This window comes from Nocardia acididurans (genome assembly GCF_016741815.1).
Classification (GTDB): Bacteria; Actinomycetota; Actinomycetes; order Mycobacteriales; family Mycobacteriaceae; genus Nocardia; species Nocardia acididurans.
In genome coordinates this window covers 229,381-246,968 of sequence record NZ_JAERRJ010000010.1, presented here as the reverse complement: position 1 = coordinate 246,968, position 17,588 = coordinate 229,381, and the positions used below count along the sequence as shown (strand labels likewise).

Annotated in this window: 20 protein-coding genes; 7 read left to right on the top strand and 13 right to left on the bottom strand. The window is 66.7% G+C overall.

The window, feature by feature from the left end; genetic code table 11:
- Positions 1–52: 52 nt before the first annotated feature.
- The 3 genes from JK358_RS26370 to JK358_RS26360 all read left to right on the top strand — a co-directional run bounded on the left by JK358_RS26370 (position 53) and on the right by JK358_RS26360 (position 2,091).
- Complete coding sequence (locus JK358_RS26370; protein WP_201952128.1) at positions 53–688, top strand: monooxygenase family protein; 636 nt, start codon at positions 53–55, stop codon at positions 686–688.
- A gap of 78 nt (positions 689–766) precedes the next feature.
- Positions 767–1,459 carry an arsenate reductase/protein-tyrosine-phosphatase family protein gene (locus JK358_RS26365; RefSeq protein ID WP_201952126.1) on the top strand — a complete coding sequence of 231 codons (693 nt, stop codon included), beginning with the start codon at positions 767–769 and terminating at the stop codon, positions 1,457–1,459.
- A gap of 230 nt (positions 1,460–1,689) precedes the next feature.
- Positions 1,690–2,091 (top strand): hypothetical protein, encoded by a 402-nt coding sequence (locus tag JK358_RS26360; RefSeq protein ID WP_201952122.1) that lies wholly within the window; start codon positions 1,690–1,692, stop codon positions 2,089–2,091.
- Positions 2,092–2,150: 59 nt separating this feature from the next.
- On the opposite strand, the gene JK358_RS26355 is transcribed toward JK358_RS26360, so the two are convergent.
- The 12 genes from JK358_RS26355 to JK358_RS26300 all read right to left on the bottom strand — a co-directional run bounded on the left by JK358_RS26355 (position 2,151) and on the right by JK358_RS26300 (position 14,732).
- Positions 2,151–3,065: an acyl-CoA thioesterase gene (locus JK358_RS26355; RefSeq protein ID WP_232851970.1), complete on the bottom strand. Its 915-nt coding sequence runs from the start codon at positions 3,063–3,065 to the stop codon at positions 2,151–2,153.
- Positions 3,066–3,094: 29 nt separating this feature from the next.
- Positions 3,095–4,516, bottom strand: a complete 1,422-nt coding sequence (gene pyk / locus JK358_RS26350) for a pyruvate kinase (protein WP_201952117.1) — start codon at positions 4,514–4,516, stop codon at positions 3,095–3,097.
- A gap of 90 nt (positions 4,517–4,606) precedes the next feature.
- Positions 4,607–5,275, bottom strand: a complete 669-nt coding sequence (locus tag JK358_RS40435) for an amino acid ABC transporter permease (protein ID WP_201952115.1) — start codon at positions 5,273–5,275, stop codon at positions 4,607–4,609.
- A gap of 21 nt (positions 5,276–5,296) precedes the next feature.
- Complete coding sequence (locus JK358_RS40430; protein ID WP_201952111.1) at positions 5,297–6,052, bottom strand: transporter substrate-binding domain-containing protein; 756 nt, start codon at positions 6,050–6,052, stop codon at positions 5,297–5,299.
- 147 nt (positions 6,053–6,199) lie between these two features.
- Positions 6,200–7,291, bottom strand: a complete 1,092-nt coding sequence (lgt, locus tag JK358_RS26335) for a prolipoprotein diacylglyceryl transferase (protein ID WP_201952645.1) — start codon at positions 7,289–7,291, stop codon at positions 6,200–6,202.
- A 58-nt stretch (positions 7,292–7,349) separates the two neighbouring features.
- The gene (glpT, locus tag JK358_RS26330; RefSeq protein ID WP_201952105.1) at positions 7,350–8,711 is read right to left on the bottom strand and encodes a glycerol-3-phosphate transporter; all 1,362 of its coding nucleotides are present in this window, start codon (positions 8,709–8,711) and stop codon (positions 7,350–7,352) included.
- Positions 8,712–8,828: 117 nt separating this feature from the next.
- Complete coding sequence (locus tag JK358_RS26325; RefSeq protein ID WP_201952102.1) at positions 8,829–9,062, bottom strand: hypothetical protein; 234 nt, start codon at positions 9,060–9,062, stop codon at positions 8,829–8,831.
- A gap of 43 nt (positions 9,063–9,105) precedes the next feature.
- Positions 9,106–9,906 carry a tryptophan synthase subunit alpha gene (trpA, locus tag JK358_RS26320; RefSeq protein WP_201952099.1) on the bottom strand — a complete coding sequence of 267 codons (801 nt, stop codon included), beginning with the start codon at positions 9,904–9,906 and terminating at the stop codon, positions 9,106–9,108.
- A complete protein-coding gene (gene trpB / locus JK358_RS26315) occupies positions 9,903–11,186 on the bottom strand; it encodes a tryptophan synthase subunit beta (RefSeq protein ID WP_232851909.1) in 1,284 nt (427 codons plus the stop codon). Before trpB ends, trpA begins: the two co-directional genes overlap by 4 nt.
- An 8-nt stretch (positions 11,187–11,194) precedes the next feature.
- Complete coding sequence (trpC, locus tag JK358_RS26310; RefSeq protein WP_201952096.1) at positions 11,195–12,013, bottom strand: indole-3-glycerol phosphate synthase TrpC; 819 nt, start codon at positions 12,011–12,013, stop codon at positions 11,195–11,197.
- A 149-nt stretch (positions 12,014–12,162) separates the two neighbouring features.
- On the bottom strand, positions 12,163–13,191 hold the full coding sequence (locus JK358_RS26305) for a TIGR02234 family membrane protein (RefSeq protein ID WP_201952093.1): 1,029 nt from the start codon (positions 13,189–13,191) through the stop codon (positions 12,163–12,165).
- On the bottom strand, positions 13,188–14,732 hold the full coding sequence (locus tag JK358_RS26300) for an anthranilate synthase component I (protein WP_201952090.1): 1,545 nt from the start codon (positions 14,730–14,732) through the stop codon (positions 13,188–13,190). The genes JK358_RS26305 and JK358_RS26300 overlap by 4 nt, the downstream gene beginning before the upstream one ends.
- Positions 14,733–15,005: 273 nt before the next feature.
- On the opposite strand from JK358_RS26300, the gene JK358_RS26295 reads away from it, so the two are divergent.
- The 4 genes from JK358_RS26295 (at position 15,006) to JK358_RS26280 (ending at position 17,153) form a co-directional block, all read left to right on the top strand.
- Positions 15,006–15,212, top strand: coding sequence for a hypothetical protein (locus tag JK358_RS26295; RefSeq protein ID WP_232851908.1), 207 nt, complete (start codon positions 15,006–15,008; stop codon positions 15,210–15,212).
- A gap of 93 nt (positions 15,213–15,305) precedes the next feature.
- Positions 15,306–15,764: a peroxiredoxin gene (locus tag JK358_RS26290; RefSeq protein ID WP_201952084.1), complete on the top strand. Its 459-nt coding sequence runs from the start codon at positions 15,306–15,308 to the stop codon at positions 15,762–15,764.
- 105 nt (positions 15,765–15,869) lie between these two features.
- Positions 15,870–16,481 (top strand): permease, encoded by a 612-nt coding sequence (locus JK358_RS26285; RefSeq protein WP_232851907.1) that lies wholly within the window; start codon positions 15,870–15,872, stop codon positions 16,479–16,481.
- A 225-nt stretch (positions 16,482–16,706) separates the two neighbouring features.
- Positions 16,707–17,153 carry a MarR family winged helix-turn-helix transcriptional regulator gene (locus JK358_RS26280; protein WP_201952641.1) on the top strand — a complete coding sequence of 149 codons (447 nt, stop codon included), beginning with the start codon at positions 16,707–16,709 and terminating at the stop codon, positions 17,151–17,153.
- Positions 17,154–17,171: 18 nt separating this feature from the next.
- Here the strand turns inward: JK358_RS26280 and hisI are convergent, their stop codons facing one another.
- Entirely contained in the window at positions 17,172–17,540 is a 369-nt protein-coding gene (gene hisI, locus JK358_RS26275) for a phosphoribosyl-AMP cyclohydrolase (protein ID WP_201952080.1), read from the bottom strand.
- Between the last annotated feature and the right edge of the window lie 48 nt (positions 17,541–17,588).

Sequence of the window (17,588 nt, the reverse complement as noted above, 5' to 3'; positions counted from 1 at the left end):
GTAGGCTCGTTCGTACTTCCGTGCAGGACGAGTCGATCGCTCGGAGGCGTGCATGCGGGTGAACAGGCTGACGGCGGACCTGTCCGGGTATCCGGACCTGGTCGTGATCATGCTGGGCATGCGGGTGCGCAGGCCGAAGGGGATGCTGCGGCTGCTGGGTGTCGGTCCGAAGCTGTATCGCTCCCATCACGACCGGCCCGACGGGCTGCTGCTGCACGAGGACATCGTGTGGTCGATGTTCCCGCCGCACTGGGGGGCGCGGCAGTACTGGCGGGATCTGGAGAGTTTGGAGCGGTGGACGCGGTCGGAGCCGCACCGGATCTGGTGGCAGGAATTTCTGCGGGATTCGGGCGGGACCGGTTTCTGGCACGAGGCGTATTTCGCGCGCGGGGGAATCGATTCGGTGTACGACGATATGGCGCCGCATGGATTGGCGCGGTTCGCGCCGACGGTGCCGGCGCGCGGGCGATTATTCTCCACGCGCGGGCGAGTGCGCGGCACCACATCGGAATTCGAGCCGGTGATAGCCGAATCCGCTTACTATGAGGCCGGCAATGGACGAAGCCCGGACAATATGAATCCGGCTGCACCGCAACAGCATGCGCATATTCCAGGGGCCTTGACCTGCTGCGAGTCCGCGCTCGCGGACCCGGGAGCGAACGACAGGCGACCGGTTCCGGACCAGTGAATGAACATCTCCTGCTGAACGTGTGATCCGGTCACGAAAGTATTTCGAAGCCCATTTCCAGGCCCTATGTTGTGGGCTATGCATGTGCTGTTCGTGTGCAGCGGGAATGTTTGCCGATCTGTCATCGCCGAGCGTCTCACGCTTGCGGTAGCCGCTGAACACGGACTACAGGAATTGACCGCCGAGAGCGCGGGCGTCCGCGCGCTGGTGGGTTTTCCGGTGGAACCCCTTGCGGCACAGACGATCGAGGGCCTCGGCGGGGACGCCGCCAATTTCAAGGCCCGCCGGCTCAAACCGGATATGGTGCACCGCGCCGATCTGGTGCTCACCATGACCGAGCAGATCCGCGACCAGGTGCGTGATCTCGTGCCCGAGGCCGTCGCGCGCACCTTCACCCTGCTCGAGGCGTACCGCATCGCGAAGGTGAGCGGCGCGCGCTCGGTGGTCGGGTTGCACGCCGCCCGTGACGATCTCGCGTATGTGGGCCGGGAGAACATCGCCGATCCGGTGGGGCTGTCGCCGCACGCCTTCTGCGAGGTCGGCGATCGCATCGCCGAAGCACTGGTGCCGCTGCTGCTGGCGTTGCACGCGCATCAGCATCCGCAGGCCACCATCCACCCTCGTCCCGCCGCCGATGAGGCCAGGGTGCAGCAGCGCCCGGCACTGCTCGTACTGCCCGGCGGCCGTGCGGAATCCGCCACCTATGCCGCGGGAGGCACGCCCGAGCGATCACCGGAATCCTCTGAACGAGCCGCACATTCGGCGAGCTGAATACCAGGTTCGCGGCCCGCCCCGGTCTGGACTGACGGAGCGGGGGAGCGAAGCGGAGGAGCGTAGGAGGGAAGACCGGGGTAACAGGGCCGCGAACACGCCGGAGCGAAGCGGAGGCCAAAGACACGGCGTCAATAGCACTGTCTGCCCGCATCGTCCGGTAAGGGGCTACACTCCCCGCGGGCGGATACAACACCGCCGGTGGTTCGACACACGAACAGGACACAGACATGCCGAAACGGATTTCGGATGTTTCACTCCATGTTTTCGGGACACCGCAAACCCTCGACCGCGTCGTGCGCACCGTCTGCCGCGTAGTGGACGAGTATGTGGCCGATCGCGATATCTTCGCGTGGCGGTTCACGCTTCCGGTCGAGGTGGACGATCCCGCGCACACTGTGCTCGAAACACAGTGGCGGCTGGATCATCCCACGGTCGATCCGGGCGAACGGCGCACCTACGAAATCGCGCTCAGCCTGGTGGGCGAGTCCCGGCAGCTGACGAAAGCCGGAATTGCCCGGCTGGAACAGCGACTGGTCCTCGAGCTCTGCGCGGACGAGCCGATCCCCTACATCGTGCACGCCCTGCAGCGCGAGAACTTCGAACTCGAAGAGAACCGCGAACTGATCTAGGGCCGGATACGACTCAGGCCGCACCCGCCACGGGTACGGCCTGATCGAGATCCTGTGGCTCAGCGGCGGGCCGGGAAGTGCCGGATCACGCCCTCCTGCACGGTGGTGGCGAGCAGTTCCCCGGTGCGCGAATAGAAATGCCCGCGCGCCAGACCACGCGAACCGGACGCCACCGGCGACTCGGTCGCGTACAGCGCCCACTCGTCGAACCGGAACGGCCGGTGGAACCAGATGGAGTGGTTCACCGTGGCCGCGAGGATGCGGTCGTGCCCCCACGACAGCCCGTGCGTGGTGATGATCGAGTCCAGCACCGTGGTGTCCGACGAATAGCTCAGCGCCGCAACGTGAATCATCGGATCGTCGGGCAGCGGCCCGTCGGTGCGCATCCACACCCGGTTGTAGTCGAGCGTGCCGCCCTTGTCCTTGAGGATCCAGGCGGGATCGTTCGTGTACCGCATATCGATGGGATGCGGTGCGTTGACGAACATTTCGAGCTTGTCCTCGAGCCCGGCGAAGGACTCCTCCACCCGCGGCAGACCCTCGGGATCCGCGACGTCGGGCAGCGGCACCCCGTGCTCGAGGCCCTTGCCGTAGTCCTGGAAGGCCGCGAGCATGACGAACAGCTCCTGCCCGTCCTGATAGGCCGTCACCGTGCGATTGGCGAAGGAGCGGCCGTCCCGATGCCGGTCGACGTGGTACTCGATCGGCTTCTTGACGTCGCCGCCGCGCACGAAATGCGCGTTCACGGCATGAACGGGCCGACCCGGTCCGACCGTGCGCCCGGCCGCGATGATGGCCTGCGCCACCAGCTGACCGCCGAAGGTTCTGGACCAGACCTTCTCCGGGTGGTGGCCGATGAAGATGTCGGGGCCGTGCTCCTCGAGATCGAGGATGCGCAGCAGCACCCGCAGATCATCGGATAGCCCGACGCCTTCGGGATCCGCGACGGCGTCCGTCGCGGCTCCCGTCTCCAGAGACGCACTCACCCGGTGGTCCTCCTCGTTCAGTGGTCCTCTTCGCCGATCCGGTGGACGTGGATCAGATTGGTGGAACCGACAGTACCCGGCGGGGATCCGGCCACGATGACCACCAGGTCGCCCTTGTTGTAGCGGCCGATGGACAGCAGCGAGGCGTCCACCTGATGGATCATCTCGTCGGTGTCCTTGACCGGCGGCACGATGAAAGTCTCGGTGCCCCAGGTCAATGCGAGCTGGCTGCGGATCTCCGGCTGCGGCGTGAAGGCCAGCAGCGGCAGCGGGGTGTGCAGGCGGGCCAGGCGGCGCACCGTGTCACCGGACTGCGTGAAGGCGACCAGGGCCTTGGCGTTCAACCGCTCGCCGATATCGCGGGCGGCGTAGGAGATGACGCCGCGCTTGGTGCGCGGCACGTGGGTCAGAGGCGGGACCCGCGTGGAGGATTCGGATTCCACGGCATGCACGATGCGGGCCATGGTGCGCACGGCCTCGATCGGGTAGTCGCCGACCGATGTCTCACCCGAGAGCATGACCGCGTCCGCGCCGTCGAGCACCGCGTTCGCGACGTCGGAGGCCTCGGCGCGGGTGGGCCGCGAGTTGGTGATCATCGACTCCAGCATCTGGGTCGCCACGATGACCGGCTTGGCGTTCTCGCGCGCCATCTGGATGGCGCGCTTCTGCACCAGCGGCACCTGCTCGAGCGGCAGCTCCACGCCGAGGTCGCCGCGCGCCACCATGATGGCGTCGAAGGCGAGCACGATGGCTTCCAGATTGTCGATGGCTTCGGGCTTTTCGAGCTTGCCGATGACCGGCACGCGCCGGCCCACCCGATCCATGATGTCGTGCACCAGCTCCACATCCGAGGGCGAGCGCACGAACGACAGCGCGATGAAGTCCACGCCGAGTTCGAGTGCGAACTCCAGATCCTCGATGTCCTTCTCGGACAGGGCCGGAACCGACACATCCATTCCGGGCAGGGAGACGCCCTTGTTGTTGGACACCGGGCCGCCCTCGGTCACCCGGCACACCACGTCGTTGCCGTCGACGCGCAGCACGGTCAGCCCGACCTTGCCGTCGTCGACGAGCAGGCGGTCGCCCGCCTTGGCATCCTTGGAAAGTTCCTTGTACGTGGTCGAGACGCGGTCGTGGGTGCCTTCGACGTCGTCGACGGTGATGCGAACTTCCTCGCCCGTCGCCCAAACCGTCTTGCCCTCGATGAACCGGCCGAGCCGGATCTTGGGGCCCTGCAGGTCGGCCAGAATGCCGACGGCGCGACCCAGATGATCACTGGCCGCGCGCACCTTCTTGTAGTTCTCCGCGTGGTCGGAGTGTTCGCCGTGGCTGAAATTCAGCCGCGCCACATCCATACCGCTCTCGACGAGTTCACGAATTCGGTCCTCGGACGACACAGCTGGTCCGAGCGTGCACACAATCTTCGTCCGTCGCATCACGGGAACAACCCTAGTCCTGTGACATATGTCCCGCTGAACGGGCACGGGCTCTGCGAAAAGATATACACATACTGTTCAGCAAACCGCCGGTCAGCGAGCTACATGCCGGGCCAGCCGGGTCTCCAAACGGGTCTGTCCGAAGCCCAGTATCAAGCAGATCACCCAGTAGTAGAGGGCGGCGACACCGTAGAGGGTGAAGTAGTCGAAAGTGATCGCGGCAGCCGACTGGGCAGTTCTCAGCAACTCCGTCACGAGAATGGTGGAGGCCAGGGAAGTGTCCTTGACCAACGAGATCAAGGTGTTCGACAGCGGGGGCACGGCGATGCGCGCGGCCTGCGGCAGGATGATCATCCGCAGCGATTGGGCGTAGGTCATGCCGACCGCGTAGGACGCCTCCCACTGCCCGTGCGCCACCGAAAGAATCGACGCGCGAACGACTTCCGCCGCGTAGCCGCCGACATTCAGGCTGAAGGCGATGATCGCGGCCGGGAACGGGTCGAAGGTGATGCCGAACTGCGGCAGGCCGTAGAAGATGATGAACAGCTGCACCAGCAGCGGCGTGCCGCGAATGATCGAGATGTAGAAGCGCGCCGGATACGACAGCAGCCGCATCGGCGACATCCGGGCAAGCGCCACGAACAGCGCGATCACCAGTCCGAGGACGAAGCTGATCGCGGTGAGCGGCAGCGTCTTGGTGATGGTGGCCTCCAGCATGGGCCACAGGTTCCGCTGGATCAGGTCCCAGGTGGAGGCATCCATCGTCGAAATGCTCTGTCCGGCTTACTTGCTGACGTCGAGGCCGAAGTACTTGTCCGAGATCTTGGCCAGCGTGCCGTCGGCGGCGAGCTCGGCCAGCGCGGTATTGATCTGGTCGGTCAGGGCCTGCGAATCCTTGCGGGCGGCGAAGGCCTGCTTGGAGGTCTCGCCGGTCTTGCCGACGATCTGGATGACGCCGTTGCCGTTCTGCTTGATGTAGGCGTTGGCGACGAGGGTGTCGTTGACGGTGGCGTTGGCGCGGTCGCTCTTGAGCAGCTGCACGGCTTCCACGAAGCCCGGGATGGCCTCGACCTTGCAGCCCGCGGTCTTGGCGACCTCGGCCCAGTTGCTGGTCTCGGACTGGGCGCAGGTCTTGCCGCTCAGATCGGCCAGCCCGGCGATGCCGGTGGTGCCGGTCTTGGTGATGACGACGCCCTCGGAGACCGTGTACGGGTTGGACAGCGAATACTTCTGCGCCCGTTCGGGTTTGATCGTGACCTGGTTGGCGATCAGATCCACGCGACCGGAATCCAGGGCGGCGAACAGCGAATCCCAGGGGGCCTGGGTGAACTCGACCTTGCGGCCGATCTTGTCGCCGACGGCCTTGATCACGTCGACGTCGTAGCCGGTGAGCTGACCGTTGTCCTGGTAACTGAAGGGGAAGTAGGTGCCCTCGGTGCCGACCTTCAGGACGTTCGCGTCGTCACCGCTGCTGCAGGCGGCGAGCCCGACGGTGGCAGCGACAGCGAGCACAGCGGCGAAGAGCTTACGACGACGCACGGAACACCTCTCCTCGCGCGTGGACCGGCCACGCGGCAGACAACCGGTACAGAGTACGCCGTATACAAACTGGACAGAACGGCAATCATCAGAGCGCGCGCAAACCTTGTGCGGAGAACGCTCTGATGATATCGACCGGTCGGCTCGTCAGGACTTCTTGGCGTCCGCGTCGCCCGAATCGGACTTGGTCAGCTCGACCGCGTCATCGCCGGGATCTTCGGCGTCTTCGTCCTTCGGCTCGTCTTTCGCGGTATCGGTCTGCTCCGTCTCCGCACCCGAATCGACGGTCGCGGCAACGGCTTCCGGCTTCCCGGCCCCGTAGGCGCGCAGCGCCGCGAACTGCCACGGCCACGGCCGCTCCACGCCCGCGCGCACCTGCTCCGCGGTCTCGCGGCCCCTGGTGGCGAACAGGAAGTAGGCGATGGCCAGGAGGAACACGATGGCCGAGGTGAAGGAGTTGATGCGGATGCCCGCGATATGCGTGGCCTCGTCGTCGCGCAGCAGCTCCACGAAGAACCGGCCGAAGCAGTAGATCGCCACGTACAGCGCGAACAACCGCCCGTGCCCGATCTTGAACTTGCGGTCGACGTAGATCAGCACCGCCACGCCGAGCAGGTTCCACACCATCTCGTAGAGGAACGTCGGCTGCACGATCTTCTCGACCACGCCGGTGGACACCCCGTTCATGGGCGACGGCAGACCGGTCTTCTGATCGAAGCGCGTGTAGATCTCCAGACCCCAGGGCAGCGTGGTCTCGCGCCCGTAGAGCTCCTGGTTGAAATAGTTGCCCAGCCGCCCGATGGCCTGGGCCAGCAGAATGCCCGGCGCGATGGCATCACCGAAGGCGGGCAACGGAATTCGATAGATGCGGCAGCCGATCCACGCGCCCACCGCACCCAGCAGCACCGCACCCCAGATGCCGAGGCCGCCCTGCCAGATCTTCCACCAGTCCCCCGGATTGCCGCCCGGCCCGAAGTACTTCTCCCAGTCGGTGGCCACGTGATACAGCCGCCCGCCGATCAGACCGAACGGCACCGCGAACATCGCCACATCGAGCACCATGCCGGACTGGCCGCCGCGCTCCTGCCACCGCTTCTCGCCCCACCAGATGGCGGCGATGATGCCGAGGATGATGCACAGGGCGTAGGCGCGCAACGGGAAACCCGCGATATCCCATACGCCGCGCGGAGGACTCGGTATGTAGGCCAGCACGTTGGTAGCCGGGACGCTCTCGGCCAGGGCTCGTAAGGTCACGGCCCCACCGTAGCGGAATCACCCCGGTGGGGACCGTGCGCGGTTACGCGTCGACCAGTTCGAGTTCCCGCTTGTGCTTCTTCTCGCTCACCATGGTGAGGATCAGCAGCAGCACCGCGCCGACACCGCCGCCGATGAGAATCGCGAAGCCGCCGTTCCAGCCGAAGTGATCGACGGTGTACCCGACCACGGCGCTGGCCGCGACCGAGCCGCCGAGATAGCCGAACAGGCCGGTGAAGCCCGCGGCCGACCCGGCCGCCTTCTTCGAGACGAGTTCCAGGGCGTGCAGGCCGATCAGCATGACCGGGCCGTAGATGAGGAAGCCGATCACGATCATGCAGGCCATGCTGACGCCGGGCATATCGGCGGGGGCCATCCAGAAGACGGCGGTCGCGATGGTCACCAGGCCCATGAAGAAGACGCCGGTGGCGCCGCGGTTACCGCGAAACACCTTGTCCGACATCCATCCCGCGAGCAGGGTGCCGGGGATGCCCGCGTACTCGTAGAGGAAGTAGGCCCACGAGGACTTGTCCAGGGTGAAGTGCTTGACCTCTTTGAGGTAGGTCGGCGACCAGTCGAGCACGCCGTAGCGCAGCAGGTACACGAAGACGTTGGCGAAGGCGATGTACCAGAGCAGCTTGTTCGGCAGGATGTACTTCCGGAAGATCTCCTTGGCCGTGAGCTCGACCTCGTCCTCGGCCGAGTAGTCCTTCGGATAGTCGTTCTTGTACTCCTCGATCGGCGGCAGGCCCACCGACTGCGGGGTGTCGCGCATCAGGATGTAGGCGATGACGGCCACGACGATCGCCAGGAACGCCGGCATGTAGAACGCCGAGCGCCAATCGTGGAACCAGGCCATACCCAGCAGGAACAGCAGCGGCGGCAGACCACCGCCGACATTGTGCGCGGTGTTCCACACCGACACGATGCGGCCGCGTTCCCGCTGCGACCACCAGTGCACCATGGTGCGGCCCGAGGGCGGCCAGCCCATGCCCTGGAACCAGCCGCAGACGAACAGCAGCACGAACATGATGAGCACGCTGGAGGTGGACCACTCGACGAAGCCCATGAACAGCATCACCGCCGCCGACAGGATCAGGCCCAGCGGCAGGAACACCCGCGGATTGGACCGGTCCGAGATCAGGCCCATCACGAACTTCGAGACGCCGTAGGCCAGCGAGATGGCCGAAAGCACAAGGCCCATCTGGCCTTTGGTGTAGTCGCCGTTGGTCCCGTCGGTCAGGTACGGGATGGCCAGCGCGAAGTTCTTGCGGACCAGATAGTAGGCGGCATATCCGAAGAAGATGCCGATGAAGATTTGCCACCGCAGCCGCTTGTAGAGCGGGTCGATGTCGTTCTCGGGCAACCGCTCCCGGTGGGGTGCGGGCGCGAGGATGCTGAGCATTCCGGCCTCCCAGTCGAGGGACCTCATCGTCGAGGGCCGGTTCCCGACGGTAACTGAGAATTACCTGAATGCGCAAATTCCGCCGATGTGGCGCTGAATACCGCTTGACTAGCGGTTTTATTGCGCCGAAGGGTTCGTTAGCCTATCGGTTGCCTTACGACCGCGACGCCAGTGCACGAAGCCACCGCCGACCATCGTGAGGGCATAGATGATCCCGACGATGCCGATCAGGTTGATCGACAGCAGCCGACCCAGGAAATACAGGCCCGCGACGATGGCGAGTCCGAGCACGATCGCCAGACCCGTGGTGAGAACGCTACGCATTCCCGGGTATACGAGCAGGGCGCGCATCGAGTTCGATGCGCGCCCTTGTCTTTTCGGTCTTTTCGATGAATCAGGAAGCGACGGCCGCCGAACGCACGCCCCGCGCGAGCTCCTCGGTCAGCGTCGCCACCGCGCCCAGGCCCTCGGCGGCGGCGCTGACCAGCGCCGAGCCGACGATGACACCGTCCGCGTAGGAAGCGATTTCGGCCGCCTGCGCACCGCTGCGTACACCCAGGCCGACGCCGATCGGGATATCGGAGTGGGCGCGGATACGAGCGCACAGGGCCGGAGCCATGGACGACACCTGGTCGCGCGCACCGGTGACGCCCATGGTGGAGGACGCGTAGATGAAGCCGCGCGAGGCTTCGAGGGTCTTCACCAGGCGCTCCTCCGTGGAGGACGGGGCGACCAGGAAGATGCGGTCCAGATTGTGCGTGGACGAAGCCACGAACCAGTCGTCGGCCTCCTCCGGAATCAGGTTCGGCGTGATGAGGCCGAGGCCGCCCGCCGCCGCGAGATCGCGGGAGAAGGTGTCGACGCCGTACTTCAGCACCGGATTCCAGTAGGTCATGACGACGGCCTTGCCGCCCGCCTGGGAGATGGCCTCCACGACCTTGAACACGTCGCGCACCCGCACACCGCCCGCGAGCGCCTGTTCGGCGGCGCGCTGGATGGTCGGGCCGTCCATCACCGGGTCGGAGTAGGCGACGCCGACTTCGATGATGTCGCAACCGTTTTCGACCATGGTGCGGCACACGTCGATGGAGCCCTGCACATCCGGGTAGCCGGCGGGCAGGTAGCCGATCAGCGCGGCGCGGTTCTCCTCGCGGCAGGCCGCGAAGGTGTTGGCGAGGCGGGACTGCTGACTCACTGGTGCTCCTCCTCGGGCTTGTCGAACAGCCCGAACCAGCGGGCGGCGGTGTCCATATCCTTGTCACCGCGTCCGGACAGGCTCACCAGGATGACCGCGCCCTCGCCCAATTCCTGACCGAGCTTGACCGCACCGGCGACCGCGTGTGCCGACTCGACGGCGGGGATGATGCCCTCGGCGCGGCTCAGCAGCAGCAGCGCGTCCATGGCCTCGGTATCGGTGATCGGGTAGTACTCGGCCCGGCCCGCATCCTTGAGGTAGGCGTGCTCCGGGCCGACGCCCGGGTAGTCCAAACCCGCGGAGATGGAATGGGATTCGATGGTCTGGCCGTCCTCGTCCTGCAGCAGGTACGAGTACGCGCCCTGGAACGCGCCCGGCGTGCCACCGGTGAACGTGGCTGCGTGACGGCCGGTTTCGACACCGTCGCCCGCCGCCTCGTAGCCGATGAGCCGCACACCCGGATCGTCGATGAAGGCGTGGAAGATGCCGATGGCATTGGATCCACCACCGACACAGGCGGTTACGGCATCGGGCAGCCGCCCGGTCTGCGCCTGGATCTGCACCCGCGCCTCCATGCCGATGATGCGCTGGAAGTCGCGCACCATGAGCGGGAACGGATGCGGACCCGCGGCGGTGCCGAAGCAGTAGTAGGTGCGGTCGGCATTGGTGACCCAGTCGCGCAGCGCCTCGTTGATGGCGTCCTTGAGCGTCTGCGAACCCGTTGTCACACTGACGACTTCGGCGCCGAGCAGCCGCATGCGGGCCACGTTCAGCGCTTGACGCGCAGTGTCGACCGCGCCCATGTAGACGACGCATTCGATGCCGAGCAGCGCGCACGCGGTGGCCGTGGCGACGCCGTGCTGGCCCGCGCCGGTCTCCGCGATGACGCGGGTCTTGCCCATGCGCTTGGCCAGCAGCACCTGCCCGAGCACATTGTTGATTTTGTGAGAACCGGTGTGGTTAAGGTCTTCCCGCTTGAGGAAGATGCGCGCGCCACCGGCGTGCTGGGCCAGGTTCTTGCATTCGAACACCGGCGAAGGACGCCCGGTGTAGTCGCGCTGCAGGCGGTCCAGCTCGTCGAGGAAGTTGGGGTCGACGCGCACCTTGTCGTATTCGGCGGTGACCTCTTCGATCACGGCCATGAGCGCCTCGGGCACGTGCCGGCCGCCGTAGACGCCGAAGTGCCCGCCGAGGTCGGGCTCGTGCGCCTTGTTGGCGATGCCCGCGCTCATCTGCGGGAGCGAATTGTCCTTGGCCAGAACGTCTTCAGTCTGTGTCATCAGTTCTTTCACCGACCCCGGCGCACCGGCTTGGGGCAGGACGGATGGGTTCCGGCGGTCACCAGCTCGGCCACCGCGGCACGGGGATCACCGCTGGTCACCAGACCCTCGCCGACGAGCACGGCATCCGCGCCCGCACCGGCGTAGGCCAGCAGGTCGGCGGTGCCGCGAATGCCGGATTCGGCCACGCGGATGACATCCGAGGGCAGGCCGGGGGCGATGCGCGCGAACACGTCCCGGTCCACCTCGAGGGTCTTGAGGTTGCGGGCGTTCACGCCGATCACGGTGGCGCCGGCCTCGAGGGCGCGGTCGGCCTCCTCCTCGGTGTGCACCTCGACCAGGGCGGTCATGCCCAGCGATTCGGTGCGGTCGATGAGCGCGGACAGGGTGTCCTGGTCCAGGGCCGCGACGATCAGCAGGATCACGTCCGCGCCGTGCGCGCGGGCCTCGTGGATCTGGTACGGGCCGACCACGAAGTCCTTGCGCAGGATCGGGATGTCCACGACCTTGCGGACCGCGTCGAGATCCGCGAGCGAACCCTTGAAGCGCCGCTCCTCGGTCAGCACGCTGATGATGCGCGCGCCGCCGTCCTCGTACGCACGGGCCAGGACGGCCGGGTCCGGGATCGTGGCCAGCGAGCCCTTGGAGGGGCTGGCCCGCTTCACCTCGGCGATGACGCCGATGCCGTCGCTGTGCAGCGCGGCCTTGCCGTCACGCGGCGAGGGGGCCGCCGCGGCGGCCTTCTTGACTGCCTGGAAATCCAGGAGGGCTTCCCGAGCGGCCACATCCGCGCGGACCCCGTCGAGAATCGAGTCGAGTACCGTCATCTGGCTCGAATCCTTTCTGGGGAGACGGACTTGCTGCCTGAGAATCCCCCCAGGCGCTGTCTCACCGATGCTGATAAAGAGTAAATGGCTATGTTCCCGCCTCTGACGGCGGGGGCGGAACCGCGAGCGACCTCGATCGCGGCCCCAGTTCAGCGAGTCGGGCGACCCGCTCCCCCGCTACCTGGATCATCGTGCGCGGCACCGCGATTGGTTTCATCGTCGGTCGGATCGACACCTTCGTCGAGCGCGTCCCACAGCACCCGGCCCGAGAGCTGCTCTTTCGCGCCGCCGTGTGACGCCGGCGCTGTGTCCTGGGCCTCCGCGTGATGTTCGGTACCGCGTTCGGCCACGGCGGCGGCCACGGCATCCGCCGCCGCCGACTTCCGGGCCGCCGGATTATCGTATTTTCCGGGGGCTTCGACGGCCTCCACGGGCATCCGCACCAGCAGCAGCGCCGCCGCGAACGCGGCCAGCGCCCCGGCCAGCGAAATCCAGGCCGGAAGAGCCGTGGTCTGCACTTTCTCCGCGATCTCCCAGGATCGGAGATCGGCCAGGGTGGCCGCCCGCTCGGCGGTCTTCCCCTCGCCCCGGAGCAGCGCGTACGCCGGAACGGCCGTCACCGCGGCCAGCACGGCGACGACCACACCGACCAGCCGCCGGAACCAGCCCCGCGTGGCGAACACCGCCGCGACCGTCGCCAGCAGCGCGAGCGCCAACGGCGTCAAAGCCCCGAACCACTCGCCGCCGTTGAGCGTCTCGCCGCGTACGGTCCGCGCGTCCCCGACCTCGCCGACGACCTCGAAGCTGACCCACGTCATCCGCGACGACACCCACAGCAGACCCGCCGCGACCGCCAGCAGCAGCGCCGCCACCGCCGGTCTGCGCCGGGCTCCGGCCGCGTCGACCTCCGAGGCCGCCGCGTCGGCCGCGACCTTGGCGGCGGTCTGCTCGGCTTCGGCCAGATCGGCCGCGATCGCCCGATTCCGAATCTCGGCGATATCGGACGCCGCCCCGGCGGGGCCGACGACCGCGCCATCGACCTCGGGCTGGTCCTTCGCGTCCGGCTGCGCGGGTGACTCGGCGCGAGCGGCGGCTACCGCGTCGGCGCTCGGCGTCGAGCCCGAGTCGTCCGGTACCGCACGATCTTTCGGTGCCTGATTCGGCTCCGCGTCGGTCATCGCCCGTCACCGTTGGGACGGAAAGGCCGCAGCGTCTCGGCGGCGGCCACCGCCTTGAGGACCGCCATGGCCTTGTTGCGGGATTCGACATCCTCGTAGTCGGGGTCGGAATCCGCGACCACGCCCGCGCCCGCCTGGACGTAGGCGGTGCCGTTCTTGAGCAGGGCCGTGCGGATGCAGATGGCGGTATCCGCGTCACCGGCGAAGTCGAGGTAGCCGACCACGCCGCCGTAGATGCCGCGGCGGGTGGGTTCGAGCTCCTCGATCAACTCCATGGCGCGGACCTTGGGCGCGCCGGAGAGGGTGCCCGCCGGGAAGCACGCCTGGACGGCGTCGAGGGCGACCTTGCCCGCGGCGAGGCGGCCGGACACCGTGGAGACCAGATGCATGACGTGGCTGTAGCGCTCGATGTGCCGGTATTCGGTGACGCGCACCGTGCCCGGCTCACAAACCCGGCCGAGATCATTGCGGCCGAGGTCGACGAGCATGAGGTGCTCGGCGTTCTCCTTCTCGTCGGCGAGCAGGCCCTTCTCGAGCAGCAGGTCGTCCTCCTCGGTGGCCCCGCGCCAGCGCGTGCCCGCGATGGGGTGCGTGGTGGCCACGCCGTCCTTCACCGTCACCAGTGATTCCGGGCTGGAGCCGACGATGGAGAACGCGGTGCCGCCGGAGCCGTCCGGGATGTGCATCAGATACATGTACGGGCTCGGGTTGGAGGCGCGCAGCATGCGGTAGAGGTCGAGAGGCGTTCCGCCGTACTCGATTTCGAAGCGCTGCGACAGCACCACCTGGAACGCCTCGCCCGCTTCGATCTCCTTGACCAGCCGTCGCACGCCCGCCCCGAATTCCTCGGAGGTGCGCTGGCGGCGGAAGTTCGGTTCCGGCCGGTCGAAGACCGAGACGGTGGATTCGGCGGGCGCGGCGAGGGCCTCGGTCATCCGGTCGAGCCGGGCCACGGCGTCGTCGTACGCCTCGTCCACGCGCTCGTCGGTGCCGTTCCAGTTGACCGCGTTGGCGATGAGCGTGATCGCGCCCTCGTGATGGTCGAAGGCCGCCAGATCGGTGGCCAGCATGAGCACCATCTCGGGCAGTTCGAGATCATCGGTCGCGAGCACGGGCAGGCGTTCCATCCGCCGCACGGCGTCGTAGCCGAGGTAGCCGACGAGCCCGCCGGTCAGCGGCGGCAATCCGGGCAGCCGTTCGGTGCGCAGCACCTGCAGCGCCTCGCGCAGCGCGGCCAGCGGCTCCCCGCCGACCGGTGCGTCGGCCGGGGTCTGCCCGAGCCAGGCCGCCTGCCCGTCGACCACGGTCAGCGCGCTCGGGCTGCCCGCTCCGATGAACGACCATCGCGACCACGACCGCCCGTTCTCCGCGGATTCCAGCAGGAAGGTTCCCGGCCGGTCCGCGGCCAGCTTCCGGTAGGCCGACAGAGGAGTCTCGGAGTCCGCCAACACCTTTCGAATCACCGGTACGACCCGGTGATCAGCCGCGAGTACACGGAACTGTTCGCGGGAGGTGGTGGAGGTAGTGGATGCGCCGTGCATCCACCCATCATTCCAGGCCCGGCGTTCGGTATCGAAATCACTCTCCTCCCCCAGCCGAACCCCCCTCTGCTGCGAATAGACGATGCGGTCATCACTACACTCGCGGCAATCTGCCTCTCGGCAGTGCAGGAGAGGTCGCACGCGGTATCCCGATACGAGAGGAGTTCTACACAGATGTACCCCTCGCAACCGGTCGCCCCGGAGGGTCCACGGCACGCAGCTCCGCAGGTCGCCCCGGGGTCCCACCCCGGTCAGCCGCCGCGGATGATGAATATGAATACGGCGGGCAAGTACAGCGCCATCGCCTCGTTCGTCACTTATGTCAAAGCTTTGGAAGCGCTGGATCCGCGCAGCTTCCCGGATGAGTACGCCGAGCACAGCGACCGGATCCGGGAGCTGAAGCCGTTCCTGCGGGCGCACGGCATCCTCGATGTCATGGAGATCAAGAATCCGGAGGTCGCCGCGCTCATCGGCGTCTAGCCGATGCGGTCGTTCGATCGTCCCGTGGGCGGAACGCCGGGTCCGCCCACGGGACGATTCGCGTTCCTCAGAGGTTCCCGTACTGTGCGCTGTATGAAGCCAGGCGAGACCGCACCCAACTTCGAGCTCTCCGACCAGTCCGGCACCCTCCGCTCGCTCGAGTCGCTGCTCGCCGACGGCCCCGTGGTGCTGTTCTTCTACCCGGCGGCCAACACCCCCGTGTGCACCGCCGAGGCCTGTCACTTCCGGGATCTGGCAGGCGAATTCAAGGCCGCCGGCGCGACCCCGATCGGCATCAGCGCCGACTCGGTGGACGTGCAGTCGGGCTTCGCGGACAAGCAGCGCCTGGACTACCCCCTGCTGTCGGATCCGGGCGCCAAGGTCGCCGCCGAGTTCGGCGTCAAGCGCGGCCTGCTCGGCGCACTGGTCCCGGTCAAGCGCACCACCTTCGTCATCGACCCGGACCGCACCATCGCCACCGTCATCTCGAGCGAGCTGCGCGCCGAGGTGCACGCCGACAAGGCCCTGGAGTTCCTGAAGAAGCGCGGCTGAGGATCTCTCCGGCCGGCGTGGTAGCCACGGGATCGCCCCACTGTCACCGGACTGCCCGGAGTGGCGGACACCGATGTGCCGTACCTGCGGGCATACGCTGGGGCTATGACTACGCCCAGCGATACCACGCCCGGCGCGGAAGTGTCTGCGCCCAAGCGGTCCTCATTCGTCACGTGGCGCAATCGCATCATCGCCCTCGTGGTGCTGGCGCTGGTGCTGTGGGTGACGTATCTGATCCTGGCCGCGTTTCTGCCGCGGTGGTGGGCGCAGCGCATTGCCGAAATGGTGAGTGGGTCGTTCTCCAAAGGCATTTGGTACGGGCTGGTGATGGGCGTGCTGTGCACGGCTGTACCACTTTTCCTGTTGCTGCTGGCCGGAATGCAGTGGCGGAAACGGGGCGGTCCGTTTATTGCGGGTGCCGCTGTGGTGCTGGCAGTTGTTGCGGCAGTACCGAATTTGCTGACCCTCGCTATCGTTCTCGGAAACAGCAATGCAGCGCATGCCGGTGAGCGCATTCTCGATGTGGACGCGCCCGCATTCCGCGGGGCCGCGCTGACCGGTGCGATCGTGGCCGGAGCCCTCTTCCTGTTCGCCGCATTTCTGTTGGTGCGCAGGCGAATCCGCAAACAACGTGCCGTGAAGCAGCGGGCGCGACAGGAAAACCAGAGCGTGCCGGTGGAAAAGCCGATAGCGCCGCCGGAACCCGGCGCGAACTGAATCCGTACGCGACACGCGTGATGGATGTCACGTCATTCAGCAACATCGTGACGACCGAGCGAAATCGTGGCAAACTTTGTTTTGCGGGTGACTCGTTGTTGATGCTTCGCCGCACGCCTGCCCGGCGAGCACATCGTGTCACTCGGCTGCTACGAGAGGGCGCGCACGGTGACCAAGTGGTTGAATCCGATTGAACAGCGAGCTTGGCGTACCGTCATCGCGCTGATGACCCGGCTCCCGGCTGCCCTGGACACCCAGCTCCAACGTGAGTCCGGGATTACCCATTTCGAATTCTTCGTGATGACTCTGCTGTCCGAAGAACCGGGGCACCGGTTGCAACTGAGTGAGCTTGCCAAAAAGGCAAACGCATCGCTATCGCGCCTGTCGCATGTCATCTCCAAGCTGGAACGGCTCGGCTGGGCTCAGCGTGTCACCATCACCGGACGGCGTGGCGCGCAGGCCGTGCTCACCGAGGCCGGATTCCAGAAGGTGACCGAGGCGTCGCCCGGCTATCTGGACTGTGTGCGCGCCTTGGTATTCGACGGGCTCGACAAAGAACAGACCAAGCAATTGCTGGAGCTCGGTGAGACCTTGGTGGCGCAGATGGAACACGGAATCGCCCGGGGCAATGGGCGTTCCAGCAGGCCGATCACCCGCGACGGGCTGAGCTGACGCGAAAAGCCTTGTGGCTCAGCCTTCGTCGGTGAGCAGCGCATCCCCCTGCGACAGCAGCACATCGGTGTCGAAGCAGGTGTGCGTGCCGGTGTGGCAGGCCGCGCCCTCCTGATCGACGACGAGCAGCACGGTGTCGCCGTCACAATCGAGCCGCACCTCGTGCACGTACTGGGTGTGGCCGGAGGTCTCGCCCTTCACCCAGTACTGCTGCCGCGAGCGCGAATAGTAGGTGCCCTTGCGGGTTTCCAGCGTGCGAGCCAGCGCCTCGTCGTCCATCCACGCCATCATGAGCACATCGCCGGTGCTCTTCTCCTGCGCGATGGCGGCGAAGAGACCGTCGGCATTGCGCTTGAGGCGGGCGGCGATCGCGGGGTCGAGGCTCATATCCCCTGTTATACAGGGCATCCGCGCCACCGGATCGACCGCCCCATT